General features: G+C 62.1%; 12 protein-coding genes and 1 tRNA gene. 3 read left to right on the top strand and 10 right to left on the bottom strand.

What is annotated here, in order from left to right:
* Position 1 precedes the first annotated feature (1 nt).
* The 3 genes from GCM43_RS15930 to ggt form a co-directional block, all read right to left on the bottom strand.
* A complete protein-coding gene (locus GCM43_RS15930; RefSeq protein ID WP_152245983.1) occupies positions 2-1522 on the bottom strand; it encodes a hypothetical protein in 1521 nt (506 codons plus the stop codon).
* A 113-nt stretch (positions 1523-1635) separates the two neighbouring features.
* A complete protein-coding gene (locus tag GCM43_RS15925) occupies positions 1636-2175 on the bottom strand; it encodes a DUF2058 domain-containing protein (protein ID WP_152245981.1) in 540 nt (179 codons plus the stop codon).
* A 73-nt stretch (positions 2176-2248) separates the two neighbouring features.
* The gene (ggt, locus tag GCM43_RS15920) at positions 2249-3910 is read right to left on the bottom strand and encodes a gamma-glutamyltransferase (protein WP_226929513.1); all 1662 of its coding nucleotides are present in this window, start codon (positions 3908-3910) and stop codon (positions 2249-2251) included.
* A gap of 266 nt (positions 3911-4176) precedes the next feature.
* Between ggt and GCM43_RS15915 the strand changes: the two genes are divergently transcribed.
* The 3 genes from GCM43_RS15915 to GCM43_RS15905 all read left to right on the top strand — a co-directional run bounded on the left by GCM43_RS15915 (position 4177) and on the right by GCM43_RS15905 (position 7191).
* Positions 4177-4485 carry a PsiF family protein gene (locus tag GCM43_RS15915; RefSeq protein WP_152245977.1) on the top strand — a complete coding sequence of 103 codons (309 nt, stop codon included), beginning with the start codon at positions 4177-4179 and terminating at the stop codon, positions 4483-4485.
* 144 nt (positions 4486-4629) lie between these two features.
* A complete protein-coding gene (locus tag GCM43_RS15910; protein ID WP_152245975.1) occupies positions 4630-7011 on the top strand; it encodes a S9 family peptidase in 2382 nt (793 codons plus the stop codon).
* A 104-nt stretch (positions 7012-7115) separates the two neighbouring features.
* Positions 7116-7191 (top strand) — tRNA-Phe (locus GCM43_RS15905).
* A 62-nt stretch (positions 7192-7253) separates the two neighbouring features.
* Here the strand turns inward: GCM43_RS15905 and GCM43_RS15900 are convergent.
* From GCM43_RS15900 to GCM43_RS15870, 7 genes are all read right to left on the bottom strand, one after another.
* Positions 7254-8795 (bottom strand): M56 family metallopeptidase, encoded by a 1542-nt coding sequence (locus GCM43_RS15900; protein ID WP_152245973.1) that lies wholly within the window; start codon positions 8793-8795, stop codon positions 7254-7256.
* Positions 8795-9202 carry a BlaI/MecI/CopY family transcriptional regulator gene (locus GCM43_RS15895; RefSeq protein ID WP_152245971.1) on the bottom strand — a complete coding sequence of 136 codons (408 nt, stop codon included), beginning with the start codon at positions 9200-9202 and terminating at the stop codon, positions 8795-8797. Before GCM43_RS15895 ends, GCM43_RS15900 begins: the two co-directional genes overlap by 1 nt.
* Positions 9199-10041, bottom strand: coding sequence for an alpha/beta fold hydrolase (locus GCM43_RS15890; RefSeq protein WP_152245969.1), 843 nt, complete (start codon positions 10039-10041; stop codon positions 9199-9201). Before GCM43_RS15890 ends, GCM43_RS15895 begins: the two co-directional genes overlap by 4 nt.
* A 176-nt stretch (positions 10042-10217) precedes the next feature.
* Positions 10218-13031, bottom strand: a complete 2814-nt coding sequence (locus tag GCM43_RS15885) for a M16 family metallopeptidase (RefSeq protein WP_193315637.1) — start codon at positions 13029-13031, stop codon at positions 10218-10220.
* Positions 13021-15801 (bottom strand): TonB-dependent receptor plug domain-containing protein, encoded by a 2781-nt coding sequence (locus GCM43_RS15880; protein ID WP_193315636.1) that lies wholly within the window; start codon positions 15799-15801, stop codon positions 13021-13023. Before GCM43_RS15880 ends, GCM43_RS15885 begins: the two co-directional genes overlap by 11 nt.
* A 147-nt stretch (positions 15802-15948) precedes the next feature.
* Complete coding sequence (locus GCM43_RS15875) at positions 15949-16917, bottom strand: FecR domain-containing protein (RefSeq protein ID WP_152245963.1); 969 nt, start codon at positions 16915-16917, stop codon at positions 15949-15951.
* A complete protein-coding gene (locus tag GCM43_RS15870; protein WP_152245961.1) occupies positions 16899-17387 on the bottom strand; it encodes a sigma-70 family RNA polymerase sigma factor in 489 nt (162 codons plus the stop codon). The genes GCM43_RS15875 and GCM43_RS15870 overlap by 19 nt, the downstream gene beginning before the upstream one ends.
* Positions 17388-17691: the final 304 nt, after the last annotated feature.

The following is a 17691-nucleotide window of genomic DNA, read 5'->3' as shown; positions in this document are numbered from 1 at the left end:
GCTAGCGCCCCGGCAAGATCGGGGTCGCATCCAAAGGATGGCGGGGAAACGGGATTTTCCGCTCAAGCCGGAATAGGCGGTCAGCATGCAGCTGCTCGGCCAGCCTTGCAGGTGCACGCTCTACTGCAAAGCTGCCGTCCATCGCAGCAGGGTAATCGAAGCGCATGCGCGACCAGCCACCATTATCATAGCGCCAGCTGCCGATTTTATCGGCGTCAGCATATGCTTGGTGAGGATCCAGAATATAACCCGACATCAGCACGCTAACTTTACCCAGCCAGTCCGCATGCAAGGCAGCATTACCTGAAGAAAAGAGTGCTTGCGCTTCCGATTGCAAAACGCCCGTGGCGCCTACGAAAAATCGCTCATCAAGCATGGCTTCCCACACCTTTTCTGCACCCACTTGGTCATTGACCTCCAAATATCGTGAAAGAGGGATATGCGCTGTCCAGGCACCTATATCAAGACCAATGCTACTAAACATTTTCTCGTGGCAACTTGCAACATCGCTGACTGGTAACGATATGAGTTTCCCCAATGCAAGCGATTGAGCCAAATAACTTTCACGGATGGCAAAATCAACTTGCATCAATTTGACTCCAAATTTCTCCCAATCCCGTTGGCTCATCACGACTTTCATCTGATCGGCCCGCATCTGCGCGTAGCCGTTGGCAATTACCCCACTGATCGTATCGTTGCGTACCACGCCCAGGGCCAGCCGTGCATAAGGGTCGCCATTGGCCTTCAGATAACCCCAGTACGCCTCACGATTGCCCTGTGCTACATAGAAACGCAGGATTTCCATATCCCGCTCCACCTTGCCCGGCGTTCCGGCACCATCACGCGGCTGAAGCAAAGGCAGCTTCGTGCGCTGCGCGGGAACGCTATCGAGGGCCGCAGATTGCACGCGCAGCGCGTCATGGCGCAACAGGGCTGACTGATGCCGCGCCAGCCAGTCTCCGACCTGAGTCCCCAGGCGCGGGTTCTGCGCAACGGCAGACAGCATGGCCTTGCGCGCCGTCAAGGCCTGCGCCAGTCCTTCGCCAAGCTGACGCAGCATGGCAATCACCGTGATCACATGCCCATGGACAAAATCGGCGGCGATGATGCCCGGATGTGGCATAGCGTGATTTTGCCCAAGCGAGCCGGGCGCAGCCGCCCCCTGCAGCTTGCGCCAGCCGATGCCATAGAGCTTGCTGGCGTCACGCAAAGCGGCCAGCATGGCAGAGGCCATTTTTTTCGATGGCAGAATGGGCTGAAGCAAACGCTCCAGCACGGCTGGCAGTGGTGCCTGCACGCTGCAATAACACAGCGCCACATCGTGGCAAACCGCGCTCAGTTGCGGCCAGATGGGCGTGATATCGATCGGCGCGAGCCGTGATCGCAGCAGTGGCAGGGCGAGGTCATTGGCGCGATACAGGGCTTGCCGCAAACGGGCTGGCTGGACGGCACGCTGATCCTGCCGATTCTGTTGCGCCGCATGGGCGCGCTGGCGATAGGGTGATATTGAAAGTGAGGACATGCGCATGCTCGGGACGGTGGCGACAGCACAGCATGGCTGTCTGCCGCCCGAACATGTTGACCTGGCTCAGCCAGGTCTGAAATGGAACACGTCAGCGGTTTGCTGACGTGCTGTTACCACATCAGATCATCAGGAATCTGGAACGCTGCGTACGGATCGTCCTCGTCCACTTCGGTGCTGGCCTGCTTGACGCGCACCACGATGGCCGGGTCGCGCTCGGCGATCTTGTCGGCGATCACGCGTGGCACCAGCTCGACGGCGCCGGCCAGGCAAACGATCACCAGGCGGCCCGCCACCAGATGCGCCTGCACGGCAGCGGTAACGTAGATGCGCTCAATCTTGTTGTTGAACGTGAAGTTGTACGGCACGTCACCGTTGTTGCCCTTGCTCTGGCGGTTCTTCTGCACCAGCTGCGCGATCTGCGCGACGATGGCTTTCTGGTTGGCGGCCGCGTCGCGCTGGGCGTTCAGTTCGCGTGCACGCTCGGCGTTCTTGCGCTGGGTTTCCTGCGCGGCCAGGCGCACTTCGTCGACGCTTTGCGTGCCGCTTTTGCGCTCGTCCTTTTTCTGCTTGCTCTTGTCCTGGTTGGCCAGCTTGACCTTTTTCTTGTCGACCAGGCCGGCCTTTAAAAACTGCTCTTGCAGGGAGACCATCTGTGCTACTCCGTTATGCCCTTGAAAGCCGCTAGCATAGCACTGGCGCCAGCGGCAGTCACTCCTTCAGGCCTCAATAACCGATGGCGGCGCCGGCCGGACGGCGCGCATCGTTGGCGCCATACAACCAGCCGGCACGCACCTTGCCCGACACGCCCGAGTCATTGCCCGAACTGGCAGGATCAACGCCATTGGCGGCCGGCAGGCCCTTGAGGATCAGCTCCGTGGCGCCCCACGGCGTCTGCTCGGTCATGGTGTAGCCCATGTTTTTCAGGATCGCCAGCGTATCGGGCGAGACGCCGCGCCGTTCGTAATACACCTGGTCAGGCAGCCACTGATGATGGATGCGCGGCGCGTCGACCGCCTCCTGCGGCGCCATGCCGAAGTCGATCACATTGATCGCCGACTGCAGCGTGATGCTGATAATGCGCGAGCCGCCGGGCGAGCCGAGCACCATATAGGTCTGGCCGTCCTTGTTGACCAGCGTCGGCGCCATCGACGACAGCGGCCGCTTGCCCGGCGCAATCGCATTGCTGGCGCCCTGCACCAGGCCATACATGTTTTTGGCGCCGATCTTGCTGGTGAAGTCGTCCATTTCATCGTTGAGGAAAAAGCCGGTGCCTGGGGCAATCACCACCGCGCCAAAGCGGCCGTTGACGGTGTAGGTGGTCGAAACGGCGTTGCCGTCCTTGTCCAGCACCGAGTAATGCGTGGTTTCCGGTTTTTCGCGCTGCATGGTCTCGGGCGGCACTTCGCTCGACGCGGTGGCGCGGTCCGGCAAAATCTTGTTGCGGATCTCGGCGGCGTAGGACTTGCTGAGCAGGTGTTCGACCGGGTTGTTGATGAAATCCGGGTCGCCCAGATAGCTGTTGCGGTCCTTGTAGGCATGGCGCATCGCTTCGGTCATGTAATGGATGCTGGCGGCAGACTGGTAGCCAAACGACTTCATGTCGTAGCCCTCCAGAATATTGAGGGTCTGGCACAGCGTGACGCCACCCGAACTCGGTGGTGGCGCCGACACAAACTGGTAGCCGCGATAGGTACAGGTCAACGGCGCCGTCTCGGTGGTGGTATAGGCCGCAAAGTCGGCCGCCGTAATGATGCCGCCAGCTGCTTTAGCCGCTTTCTCCACAGCGGCCGGAATGGCGCCCTTGTAGAAGGCGTCCGGGCCGTGGCGCGCAATCGATTCGAGCGTGCGCGCCAGGTCTTTCTGCACCAGGCGATCGCCCGGCTGAAGCGGCGTGCCGTCCTTGCGCAGGAAAATGCGCGCCGCTTCCGGGTCTTTCTTGAAGTAGGCCACGGTGGTGTCGATAATGTCGGTGTCGCCGCGGTTGAGAATATAGCCTTCGCGCGCCAGCTTGATGGCCGGCGCCATCACCTGGGCGCGCGTAAGCTTGCCGTACTGGCGCTGCGCGCGCTCGAAACCGGCCACCGTGCCTGGCACGCCCACAGCCAGGTAGCCGTGCAGGCTGGCGCCGGGCTTGATCTTGCCGTCCGCATCGAGATACATATCGGCGCTGGCGGCCGCCGGCGCCTTTTCGCGGAAATTGATAAAGGTATCCTTGCCGTTGGCCAGGTGGATGGTCATGAAGCCGCCGCCGCCGATATTGCCGCAGCAGGCATTGACCACTGCCTGCGCATAGCCAACCGCCACCGCCGCATCGACCGCATTGCCGCCCATTTTCAGAATATCGACGCCGACCTGGCTGGCCAGGTGCTGCGACGATACCACCATGCCGTGCTGCGCTTCGACAGCCGGCAGGGACACAGCCTGGGCGCTGCCCGCCAGGGCCAGCGCCAGGATGGTCGCCTTCAGGGGCGTGAAAGTAGGGGTCTTCAACATAATTTTCCTTGCTATAAACATTGGTAAAAAAGCAGGCTTGTGAGTGTGATGAAAAAAAGCATCAGTCCACCGATATCAGTGGCGCAATATGCTGAAAATGCATATAGTTAATTGCCATTGCACCACCCTACAACCCTCGCCATCCCAAAGGATACGCCATGAAAACCGTTTTCACCGCCAGCATTGCCGCCACCCTTCTCGCTGTATGCTGCAGCGCAGCGGTTGCGGCCGACGCACCGAAGGCAGCCAACAGCCAGCAATCGAAGATGGCAACCTGCAACGCTGACGCAAGCGGCAAGAAAGGTGATGAGCGCAAGGCTTTCATGAAAGAGTGCCTGAGCGCCAAGGCAGCACCTGCGCCTACCCAGCAAACCAAGATGAAAACCTGCAATGCCGACGCCAAGGATATGAAAGGCGATGCGCGCAAGGCGTTCATGAAAGAATGCCTGAGCGCACCGAAAAAATAAGCGGCGACAGCCCTCTTCCAACGCCAGCCTTGCACGCTGGCGCTTTTGTTTGCCGGTTGCAACGCTGCATTGGCTTTTCGCTATTTCCCCCACGAAACTACTCCACTAGAATACCGGTCTTGCCTCCTTTTAAAGTGACCTCCGATGCGTCCGGTACTTCCTCTTCTTGTCCTGTCCCTGTTCGCCCCAGTCCTGCCAGCAGCCAGCGCTGATACGCCGGCGCCACCCACCCCGATCACGCTGGACCAGGCCATGGCCGACCCCGACTGGATCGGCACGCCCGTCGAGGCGGCATGGTGGGGCTGGAACGGCCAGATTTACTACAAGCAAAAACGCCTGGGTTCGCCGTTGCGCGACACCTTCCAGGTCACCGGCAACAAACTGAACAGCGCTAAAAAGATCGATGATGCGCAATTGGCCAACCTGGACGGCCAGCAGACTGTCGTCAACCGCGCCGGCACGCGTGCGATCCTGCTGCGCAACGGCGACCTGTTCGAGCGCGACCTGAAAAGCGGTGTGCTGACGCAGATTACGCGCGGCGTGTCGGCCATCAGCGATCCGCAATATTCGAGCGACGGCAGCGCGGTGCAGTACCGCAGCGGCAGCGACTGGTTCAGCTGGAACCGCGTCGACCGACTGAGCGCCCCGGTGGCGCTGCTGCGCGCGGCAAAAGATCCCGACGCCAAACCCGAAGCCGACGCCCAGCGCGAACTGCAGCTGCGCCTGATCGTCAACCTGGCCCGCCAGAAAGCCGACCGCGAAACCAGCCTCGATCGCCGTCATGAAGAGCGCCGCCTCGATCCGACCCGCGCCCCCGAGCCGATTTACCTCGGTGAAAAAGTCACCATTTCCGGCAGCGTGCTCTCGCCGAACGGCCGCTGGCTGCTGTTCGTCACGCAAGACAAGAGCGCCGATAAAGGCAAGCTGGGCAAACTGGCACGCTACGTCACCGAAACGGGCTACCCGGAAGCGGACGACGAACGCACGCGCGTGGGCCGCAATATGCCGGTCGCGCAAAGCCTGAAACTGGCCGACCTGCGCACCGGCAGCGTACGCGACATTGCTTTTGACACCCTGCCCGGCATCGCCATCGACCCGCTGGCCGCCCTGCGCGCCGAACAGAAACTACCTGCGCTCAAGGGCAACCGCCCGGTACGCATCGACGCGCTGCGCGACGGCATCGCCTGGAGCGACGACGGCAACCGCGCCGCCGTGCGCGTGCGCGCCATCGACAACAAGGACCGCTGGATCGCCACGGTCGATCTGGCCAACAGCACGCTGGTGCCGGAGCACCGCATCAGCGACGCAGCCTGGGTCAACCGCCGCGCCGACCAGTTCGGCTGGCTACCCGACAACGCCACGCTGTGGTATCTGTCCGAGGAGACCGGCTACGCCCATCTGTACGCCAAAACCGGCGAAGCGCCGGCGCGCGCCCTGACCCACGGTAACTGGGAGGTCAGCGATGTCGAGTGGAGCCGCGACGGCAAGCACGCTTATTTTGTCTGCAACCCGCAGGCACCTGGCACCTATGAAGTGTGCGCCAGCAGCGCCAAAGACGGCGGCGCGCGCGAAGTGACCAGCCTGAAAGGCGTGGAAAACTACAGCCTGTCGCCCGATGGCGGCAAGCTGCTGGTGCGCTATTCCGCCAGCTATCTGCCAGCGCAGCTCGCTACCGTACCGGTCTCGGGCGGCAAGGCCACCGTACTGACCGATACCCGCAGCGACGCCTTCAAGGCCCGCAACTGGACCCTGCCGCAGCTGGTGCAGGTACCATCCACCCATGGCGCGGCGCCGATCTGGGCCAAGCTGTATCGCCCGGCCCAGCTGGAAGCAGGCAAGCGCTATCCGATCGTGATGTTTGCGCACGGCGCCGGCTACCTGCAAAACGTGACCGAACGCTATCCGGTTTACTTCCGCGAGCAGATGTTCCATAACCTGCTGGTGCAGCAGGGCTTTATCGTGCTTGATGTCGACTACCGCGCCTCGCTTGGCTACGGCAGCGCCTGGCGCACGGCCATCTATCGCCAGATGGGCCACCCGGAACTGGAAGACTTTATCGACGGCGCGAACTGGCTGGCCGCCCAGCACCAGGGCGACATCAGCAACGTCGGCATCTACGGCGGCAGCTATGGCGGCTTCATGACCCTGATGGCCCTGATGCGCGCCCCGGAAGTATTCAAGTCCGGCGCCGCACTGCGCCCGGTAACCGACTGGACCACCTACAACCACGAGTACACGGCCAATATCCTCAATACACCGGAAGTTGACCCGGAGGCGTACCGCATCTCGTCGCCGATCGAATACGCCGACAAGCTGACCGGCAACCTGCTGATCGCGCACGGCATGATCGACGACAATGTGTTCTACCAGGACTCGGTACGCCTGTCGCAGCGCCTGATCGAGCTGAAAAAGAGCAAATGGGAAATGGCCAGCTACCCGATGGAACGCCACGGCTTCGTGCAGCCGGAAGCCTGGTACGACCAGTACCGCCGCATCAACGAACTGTTCCTGCGTACACTGAAGTAAGGCAAGCCAAGCGTGTGGAAAACACGCTTTTGGGCGGCTTGTTGCGTTTAGACACAGCCAGCACTGGTCAAGTCGCCCAACCCTCTGCTATAATTCGCCGCCTTGGCCTGGTAGCTCAGTCGGTAGAGCAGAGGATTGAAAATCCTTGTGTCGGTGGTTCGATTCCGCCCCGGGCCACCAAGAATAAGCAGTATATTCAACAACGCCACCTTCGGGTGGCGTTGTTGTTTGCGCTTCTACCACTATTCGCGTATTTCTTTCAGCGCCCATTTCGCCTCGCTTGCCACCTTCTCATCGTGGTCGAGCAGGCGCGCTTCGAGCATCGGGACGGCGGCAATTGCCTGCAGGTCGCCCAGTGCGTGCGCTGCCCGCTGGCGCACGTAGGCATGCTCGTCGTTCAGCAAGGCGATTATGGCGCTCAGCCAGCGGCGTTCGTCCATATCGCCAAGAGCGCCGGCGGCCTCGGCGCGCACGCCGGGGTCGGGATCGGCCAGCTGCACGGCAACGGCGGCGGCCGTTTCGGGGAAGCGCATTTCGGAGAAGGCCCAGACGGCCAGGCGGCGAACTTGCGGGTGCGGGTCGCGCAGCGCCAGCAGCAGTGCGGGAATGGCGGCGCGCTGGCGGAACGATTCAATATCGACCGCGTGGCGCTGTGCAAAATCGCGTGCGCGCATGGCTGTGGCCAGCTGGGTGAAGTTGGGGTTATCGAGCGCGTCGAGCAATTCGGTGGCGCTGGCGCCATTGGCAGCGCCTGCCTGCAGCAAATGGCTGGGCCAGATCACTTCTTCGCCGCGCACCTTGAGACTGCCAACAACAGTAACCAGCAGCAAGGTGGCCAGCGCCCCGCCCCACCACTGGCCGGCAGTCACGCGCCCGCGCGGCCGGTGCGCTTCAAGCAGCGCGGCAATACGCGCCATCAAAGCGGCGCCGCGTGCCGCAATGCGGTTGGCCAGGGTTGCCGACTGGGCAAAAGCGTGGCGCGAGACCGTCACCAGCGCGTGCGCATAATGCGAGGGTGCGATGCCGGCTGCCAGCACGGCGTTGTCTGCCGCGCATTCGGTGTCGTGTTCGAGCTGGCGCACCAGCAGATACATCAGCGGATGCCACCAGTACAGCGCCAGCAGGCAACGCGCCAGCATCAGCACGGGCCAGTCATGGTGGCCGATATGCGCCAGTTCGTGGGCAAGGATGGCGTCGGGATCGGCCTGCGCCAGGCTGTGCGGGTCGAGCACGATCACAGGGTTGCGCCAGCCCCAGCTGTATGGCGAAGCGATTGTATCGGATACCAGCAGGCGTACTGGTCGCCTGGCATTTAGCGGGTGCAAGCGCTGTAGCGCGGCCTGCCAGTTCGGTAGCGTCACATGCTGTGCGCCAGCAGCGACCTGTCTCAACTGGCGCAGATTCAACGCCAGCCGGCATACATGCAGCAGCACGCCAGCCGCGTATAGCGCCAGCAGCAAACGGCCCAGCCAGGCAGCGCGCTGTGGCGCGTCAAAGGCCTGCTCAGTTGCCGGCAAAGCTGCCGGCAAGGGCATGGCAGAGATATCGGCCGGCATCACCAGCGGTGGATCGATCAACGCCGATACGGCCAGTGGCACCCGTACCGGCATCGGCGGCATGGCCAGCCAGATCGCCGGCATCAACAACAGCGCCACCAGCGCGCAGCGGCTGGCAAAGACGCGCCGCGCGGCCGAGGCGCCCTGCATCAGACGCAGTACCAGCAGCACCACCAGCACCACTGTTGTGAGTTTCAACAGCAGCAGCGCAAGATCGGTACCGGCCACTAGCGCCCTTCCTTGCGCGCCTTGGCGATCATCGCTTCGATAGCGTCGAGTTCCTTGCTGCTGAGCTTGTCAGACATGCCCAGCAAGGCCGTGGCGGCGCTGGCGGTGGAGTTGTTGAAAAACGTGCCCACCAGTTTCTTGAGCGCCGACTCGCGCACCTGCTGCTGCGGCACCACCGCGCTGTACAGGTAGCGTTGGCCGTCAACGCGGTGGCACAGCACGCCTTTCGATTCGAGCCGTGTCAGCATGGCGCGCACCGCCGAATTGCTCAATTCAGGGCCGATGCTTTCCTGGATTTGCGCAGCCGTCGCTTCGCTCAGCTTGTAGACGCATTCGACCACTTGCCGCTCGCGCGGCGCCAGTGCCTCAAGGCCGATGGCAGGGTTGGTTTCAGTTGTTTTTTTCATGGTTTGACCTGGCTGGCCAGCACTTGATCGATGGCGGACGCCACCAGTTCGGGTTGCTGCGATTGTATCGCGTGGCCGCTGCGCGACGTAAACAGATGGGCGCCGTTGGAGAATTGATTGATAAAGGCACCATGGCGCTCGCGCTTGATGCGGATCACCTCTGGCGTTTCCTGGTAAAAGTCGGAACCGGCGCGTGCCCGCACGGAAGTAATCAATACCGCCGGCACATCAGGCAGCGCGGCCATCGCAGGCAGTTTGCCGGCATCGAGCATGGACTGGATCATTTGCAAATCGCCCTGCCATTTGGCGGGAATATTGTCGACCAGCATGCGCTGATCCTGCTGCAGGCGTACCGGATCGATGCCGCGCAACACCGTTTCCAGCCCTTCATCGGCCGGATCGACAAACACCATGCCAGCCACCTGCTGTGGATGGCTGGCGGCAAACGCGCGGATCAGGAAGCCGCCATATGAATGGCCAACCAGGATGACCGGCCCGGTCACCTTCAGTTGCGCCAGCAGCTCGGAAAACTCGGCCACGCTGTCTGCCATCGACAGCGTTTGCGCGCGTGACGGCGATTTGCCGTAGCCGGCGCGCGAATAAGTGACCAGCTGCGCCTTGCCGGCAACCAGCGGCACTACCTTGCGCCAGGTCGACAGATCACTGGCAAAGCCCGCTTCAAACACGATCGTGGCGGCACCTTCACCGGTTTTCACCGCATGCAACTGGCCCTTGCCGACGTTGACCATGCCGTCGAAGTCTGCAGCCGCAGCCGACACCATGCACAAAGCGGCGCACAGCAAGCCGGCCAGTTTCAACGTCCAAGCGCGTGTATTCATTGATCTTCCCTGAGTATGTGGTTGGTAGCTACATTTGTAGCATGCCACATTTGTAGCAGGTGAGCAAGGTTATTGTTAACTCGAAGACAAGGACCGGGATCAGCCGCCTGCATTTCGCCGTTCGGGTTAAAAAAAACGCCAATCCGAAGATTGGCGTTTTCATGAACGTCTGCAGTCTAGTGGCTCGCACCACCCTCCTTCGGCACTACCTTGACCACCGCCAGGTCGCGCGCCAGGTGGAACTCCTGCGCCAGTGCGCGCACGCTGTCGGCAGTCACGCCGGCCAGCAGTTGCTTGCTGTCATCGAGGTAACGGGCATCGCCGTATTGCGTGTAGCTCAATTGCAAACGGGCAAAGCGGGTGCCGGCGTCGCTGGTGCGCTGGGCTTCGCTGCTGCGCAGGCGGGCGATTTCCTCGTTCAGCATGGCCGTGTCGAGCTGGGACGGCAGGCGCTCTAGCACACGCAGGGCCGCACTCCACAGCGCATCGAGGCGTTCCGGCGCCGAGGTAAACGACAGCTCGCTTTGCAGACGGCTTTGCGGGTCCAGGCTGAGCTTGTAATTGAGCCGGTAAATACCAGCCTCTTTCTCGCGCAGTTCCTGGCGCAGCTGGCGGTAAGCGATGCGCGACAAAATGGCCGTCTGCGCAGCGCGCTCGGGCGACCAGGGCATGGCCTGGCTGGCCACAGCGCGCACGCTGCCTTGCGGCTCCAGGCTGACCGCCAGGCGCGCTTCATGGTAGCCATCGGCCTGCACCAGCGGCTGGGCCGGTTGGCTGCCGGCCTTGCGGGCAATGCCGGCCAGCCAGGTCGCAGCCAGCTCTTTCATCTGCGCACTGTCGGCCGGACCGCTGATGAAATACGTCACCGGATAGGCGCCAAGCTGCGTCCATTGCTGGCCCACCGTTGCCAGCCCGGCTGGCGTGGCCAGCGCCTGCAAGGCAGCTTCATCCGGATACTGGTCCAGCGGCAGCTCGCCATAGCGCAGCTTGCTCAGTTGCGCGCTGGCCTGTTCGCTGGCGGTATCGGGACGGCGCGCCATCTGGCGCGCCAGCTGATCGGTCGCGGAGATCAAGGCTGGCAATGCGATCCCGGTCTGCGACTGGCGCGCGGCATACAGGCGCAGCAGGTCTTCCAGTTGCGCAGCCGGCACGCCGGCGCTGTAGATCAGCTGTGTCTCGCTTTGCTGCTGCGACAGTTTCACCTTGCGCGCCGTGCTCCAGCGCGCCAGTTCGCCCTCCTGCTGTCCGGCCAGATCCGACTCATTGCCCAGTTGCGCGGCCAGCTGCCATTGCCAGGTCGGCGCGCCAGGCAGGCGGTAGCCGGCGCCGGCATGCGCGGCAAAGCGCATCACGGTTTCTTTCGGCTGAGGCTGCCAGACCACCACATCACCATTGGCCAGCGTCCAGCGCTGCACGCCGTGACCCAGATCGTCCTCGCGCACGATGGCGCCGCTGCTGTCGAGTTCGGGCAGGCTGGCCGGTGCGGCTGCGGCTTTTTTATCGGCAAGCAAGGGCGGCAAGGCAGCCGTGGCCAGCTTCTTCTGTTGCGCCAGCACCTGCGCAGCTGTTGGCAGCTTGACCGGACTCATGCCAGGTGCCAGCATAAACAGCAGGCGATCAGGCGCAGCCAGCCACTGTTGCAGGCGTGCATTGATATCGGCCGGCTTCAGCTCGCGCACGATAGCGCTGATCTGCTCCTGCTTTTGCAGCGGGTCCTGCAGGATGCGATCGGCCTGCACGGCGTCGGCCAGCATCGCCTGCCAGCCGTTCAGTTCGCGGTCGGCCTGCTGCGACGGGCCTTTGTCATTCAGGCGCCGCACTTCGGCCATTTCCCTGGCAATATCGCCGGCATTGAGACCATCTCGGCGCAGGCGCTCCTGCAGCAGCAGCAATTGCTGCAAACCGGCCTGATGACCATCGACGCTGACACTGGCCACAAAGCCCAGCGAACCGGTCGACTCGCCCAGGCCGCCACGGCTGCTGCTGAGCGAGCTGACGCCAGCTGGCAGCTTGACGGCCAGGCGGCGTACCTGGCTACGCAGGGCACGCTCGGCAATGCGGTCGATCAGGCGCGCGCGCATGCCGTCGACGTCCTGGCGCTTGTCTTCGCGAAAACGCAGCAGCCAGCCGACCTGGCTGGCGCTGTTTTCGGGGTCCTGCAACTGAGCGACGCGCAGTTGATCATGCAGCTCGGGATCGGGTGAATTGCGCGTCGGCAAAGCGGCCGGCACCAGGTCCTTGAAGTACTGCGTGATCAGCGGTTGCAAGGCGCTGGCATCGACATTGCCGACGACCAACAAAGCCATATTGCCGGGACGATACCAGTCGCTGTAGAAACGGCGCAGGGTTTGCGCCGGCTGCTGGCGGATGCTGCTTTCAGTACCGATGGTCGGGCGTTCCGGGTAGAGCGAGCCGGCGCGCAGCAAGGCGCGGCGCTGGCGGTCCATACGCTCGCGCACGCCGAGCTTGGTGCGCCACTCTTCCAGGATAATCTGGCGTTCCGGCTCCAGCGCATCGGCCGGGATCAACGCGCCGCCGGCAAACTGCGCCAGCACATCGAGCCCGGCTTCCACGCTGCCCGCCTTGCTGTCGGTAGTCAGCATATACAGCGTGCGCTCGAAGTTGGTCTGCGCGTTGTAGTTCACGCCGATGCGCCAGCCCAGGCTTTCCATATGCTGCTTCAGGCCAGCCGGATACTTGCGGGTGGCGTGGAACACCATATGCTCGACCATATGCGCAACGCCGGACTGGTCGTCGCGCTCGTCGAGCGAGCCGACCTTGACCAACAGCTGCAGCGAGACCTGCTTGCCAGCATCACCGGTATTGATGATGTAGTAGTTCAGGCCGTTGTCGAGCTGGCCGCGCTGGACTTCCTTGCTCCAGCGAAACGCGTCTGCTGCCATCACCGCCTGCGGCAGCACCAGCACCGCCAGCACCAACGCTGCGCCGGCGGCCAGCCAGCGCCGTGGCGACGTCAACTTAGAAGCCATAGCCAATTTCCAGCGCAAAGGTACGGCCGCGCTCGTAGCTGGCATAGGTGTCATTGACCGTCATCTTGTTTTTCTGGTTGGTGATGTTTTCAATCGTCAGTTTTACATCGAGACGCTGGCTGCGGTAGACGCGCGGATTCCAGTTCACCACGGTATCGATGGCATTCGATTGCGGCAGGCGGGTTTTCTCGTAATTCTCCAGCGACGCGCCCTCATATACATAGCTGCCGTTGCGCAGGATTTTTTCGTAGCCGCCACGGATGCGCAGGATATTGCTGACCGTCAGGCTTTGTGCGGGCCAGGTGCTCATGGCACCGATGCGCAGCGTCCACGGACGGTTGTAGTTTTCGGCCGGACGCTCGGAGTTGCGGATGATTCTGCCGTCGTAGCGGATCAGGTCGTCGCGCAGCATCGCATTGCCATAGTTTTCAGCATAGGTGGCGTAGTTGGACTCGACATCGCTTTTGTTGACGGCCACCCACATGCGGTTGGCCACATCGCCGATCTTGAAGGCACGCGAGTTCGACCAGCTCAGGGTCACGTCCTTGCTGACGCTGCCGCCATCATTGCTGAAGATGTAGCAGGTGCCGCCATTGCAGTCGGCCTGGCCCGAACGCACCAGGCGTACTACCTGATCCTTGCCGGTACGACGCGTAAAGCGCAGGCTGACCGGGCCCGCCAGCGCCTGGGACTCATAGGTACCGCCTACCGTGAATTCATCGTCGTACGGCGACTTCATGTCTTCCAGTCGATTAAGCGGGCGGCTGATAACAGGAGTGCCCCAGACCAGGTTGCTGGTACGCGTCTGGGTTGCCAGCAGCGTGTTGGCTTTTTCCTGCAGGGCAAAGGCAAACATGCTGCGGCCATAGTAACGATTGGCCCCCACATCGAGCGACAGCGGGTCGGTTGCCTGCCAGCCCAGGCGCAGGCGCGGCGCAAAATTGGTGCCGCCAGCCAGGCTGTCCCTGTCACCACGCACACCGACGCGCAGCGACAGGTCGCGCCAGGTTGCTTCGTCTTCCGCATAAGCGGCCCAGGAATTGTTACTCACATCAAATTTGCCTGCGCGATAGGTCATCAGGCGGCCGAAATACTGGCCTGCGGTATAACGCAGCGGCCGGGTGGTCGAGCAGGCTTGCGTATCGACTGTGCCATCGGGCATCATGCAGCGCGAAGAGTTGCCGGTCGTCAGCAGGTTGCTAGGCGTCAGGTAGTAAAAGTGATCGCGCAGGCGCTCGTAATCGGCATCCTGGCGGCGCAGTTCCAGGCCGGCGTTGACGCGGTGTTTTGTACTGCCCAGGTTAAATGGCATGAAAGCGGCGCCGAACTTGTAGGCCACGGTACGCACTTCCTGGTCGATATCGCCACGCGCGCCTTCGCCACTGGTCGGATTGGTGCGGGTCGGGTCACCCCAGTTCTTGTCATCCGACCAGCGCCATGCGCGGTAGTAATCCACATCGCTGCGGCGCGACTGTTCGTTCTTCGAATACGATACCTGGTGGGTCAGCTTTGCCAGGTCATAGCGCGATTCCCATTTGCCGCTCAGGTTCAGGCCGCCGCTGTCGATGGTGTAATTGCTGTCGCGGTAGTTTTCCATGAAGTAGGTATTGGACGATGGCGCGTACACCATCGTGACCTCGCCCTTGTGGCGGCTGCCTGCGGGCGTGTAGTCAGCCTTGACCAGCAAGGTGTCCTGCTGGCGCGTCTGCGTTACTTCGCGGCTGGTGGTGGTATTGGCGTTTTCAGTCGAGAAGCGCTTGAGCGGAATTTCCGACTTGCGGCGCACCACGTTCATCAGCACGCCCCAGTCTTCGCTCGGACGCGCTTCGACGGTAGTCTTGTAAGTCCACTTCCTGAACCTTGGCTGCAACTGGTCACTGGACGAGTTCTCGAATTCTTCCTGCCGGGCCGGATCGATATACAGCTTGCTCCAGTCCGACGACGTATAGCCGACCGAGACATTGCCGCCAAACTTCTTGCGTGCCGAGCAGACCGTCGCACTGACGACGCCGCCGGTAAAGCGGCCGTATTCGGCCGATACATTGGAATCCTTGACATCGATTTCGCACAGGATGCTGCTGTCAATCGCCAGCGCCTGCGAGGCGCCCGGAATCTGGTCGACACTGGTGGACGTGACCTTGTTGCCCGGATCGATATCATTGGAAATCGAAATGCCGTCGACCAGGATTTCATTCTGGTAGGGCTTGGCGCCGTGTATGCTGATTTCAGCCGGTGCAATCTCGCCACCGGTGGCAGCGGCCAGTGCCGATTCGTCGAACTGGATATTCGGGTTGAGTTTGAGCTGGCTGGTCATGTCGCCGTTAATGGCCGGCATATTGCGGATCATTTCGCGGTCCAGGCGCTCCACCGTCGGCAGCGTGGACGCTTCCACGGTGATTTCCGACAGGGTATGCGAGCCGCGGCGCTCCAGCGCCGCCTGCTCGTCGCGTACCGGCGCAGGACGCGCACGCAGCATATAACCGCCCGACGCGCCCATCACTACTTCAAATTTCGACTCGGCCAGCAACGCCTGGAAACCGGACGACACATCGTATTTGCCCTGCAGTCCCTTCGATTGCACGCCGCGCAACTGGTCGGCGTCGAACACCAGCACTACGCCGGACTCGGCGGCAAAGCGGTTCAGCACATCGGCCAGCGGCGCCGATGGCAGCGCATAGACTTTGGCCGGCATCGCACGCACGGCAGGCTCGGCAGCAAAGACCGGCAGGATCGCGCCAGCGGCCAGCATGGCAGCCAACACAGGACGCATGCGCAGGCCGCGCTTGCGGGAAACAGAAGAAGGGACAGCGTTATTGGCAACAGGATTCATTTTTCGTCTACAAATAATGGGCTTATCTGTAGGCCGAAGCAGAAGCGGAAAAGGACAGACTTTTTTAAATATTTTTATGGCCTGTTTTTACGGCCGCAGGCGCCAGCCCATCTCCGTACGCTCGGCGCGGATCGCCAGCACATCGGCCAGCGTCTGCAGCGAACGTCCCGGCGCATCGATCTGGTAGGTGCCGGACACGCGCCGGCTGGCCAGCGCCGGCGCCACTTCGACCGACTGCCCCGAGTACAACGCAAACTGGGCGGCAAATTCGGGCAGCGGCAAGTCCATCGCCATCAGCAGGCCGCGCGTCCAGGCGTCGTCGCCAAAGCTGGAATTGTGCACGCGGCCGCACGCGCTGCTGGAAAAGCGCACGCGCTGGCCAGCCTTCAGGCGCACGGCCGGATCATCGTGGCCGTTATGCGTAAGCACTTCAGCCGCATGCTCCTGCACTGCCAGTACGCTGTGCGCGGCAAACTGGGTCACCGTCAAGCGCGTGCCAAGCGGGCGCACCACGCCATCGCGCGACAGAATGCGCAAAGGACGACGACGCAGATCGCTGCCGCTGGTCAATTGTAGTGCGCCTTGCGCCAGATAAATATCGCGATGCTGTCCATCGTAGGCGATGCCGATGCGGGTGCCTGAACTCAGCCAGACGCGACCGCCGTCCGGCAGCGTCACACTGCGCCGTTCGCCGCGTGCGGTAGCGATCCAGCGCGTGGCCGGTCGCTGCGGTGCGGTGGGCAGAAACACCGATCCCATGCCAGCGGCAAACGCCACGCCGATAAACGACATCAGCTGGCGCCGCGACTTGCGTTCCGGCTTGCGCGAGGGTTGCCGCAGCACGTGGGAAGCCTGCAATGGCGCGCCGGCCAGCAGGCTTTGCAATCGCTCGACCTTTTCCCAGGCCTGCTGGTGCGCCGGCGCCGCATCGTGCCAGGCCTGCCAGCGTCGACGCGCCTCTGCGCTACCTTCTTCTGACAGCGACACAAACCAGTCGGCGGCCGCTTCCAGATGCAGGTCTTCCAGCTCTGCCTGGCTTACAGACATTTCAGGCATTGCAAGACGGCCTTTCGCATATATTGTTTGACACTGCTCACGGATACATCGAGTTCTTGCGCAATTGTTGCATAGTCAAGGCCGTCGATCTGCGCCAGCAGGAAAGCCTGGCGCACTTTCGGTCCCAGGCCGTTCAGCATGCGGTCGATCGTCAGCAGAGTTTCCAGCAGGATGGCGCGCTCTTCCGGTGACGGCTGCAGCGCTTCGGGAATGTGCGCCAGTTCATCCAGATAAGCTTTTTCAAGGTCGTTGCGGCGAAAATGGTCAACCATCAGGCCGCGAGCGATCGTGGTGAGATAGGGGCGCGGCTGGGCAATATCGGCAGCTTGCGTACCGGACTGCAGGATGCGTACAAAGGTGTCGTGTACGAAGTCGGCAGCGCGGTCGGAGCAATGTCCGAGCCTGGCTCGCATCCAGCTGATCAGCCAGGAGCGGTGTTCCCGATACAGACTCTCGTAACTCACATCCACAATGCACGCCTCAGATTTAAATGAGAACTATTATCATTTAAAAATAGGATTGTAACAAGTCTTCGTTTGCTGGCGGCGAGTATCAGTAGTGCTTGCAGGGGCTGGAGGGTTGATGTGGCGTGGCTGGAGTGCAACACTTTCCAAGGTCTTTTAACCCACCAGCAGAACTGGGGTCGAACCCTGAGGGGGTGGGCGCCCGCATCCGATCCCAGCCTTTCGCCGTTCGGGGTAATTCCAAAACCCAAATCCTTGACGCGCATCAATGCAAAACCCGCACAAGCCCCCTACCATCAAAAGCTTTGCC

Origin of the sequence: Janthinobacterium aquaticum, from assembly GCF_009208565.1 — a bacterium.
In the GTDB taxonomy this organism is placed as follows: domain Bacteria; phylum Pseudomonadota; class Gammaproteobacteria; order Burkholderiales; family Burkholderiaceae_D; genus Janthinobacterium.
Note: the sequence above shows the minus strand (reverse complement) of the source record. Positions and strands in the feature narration are given on the sequence as shown.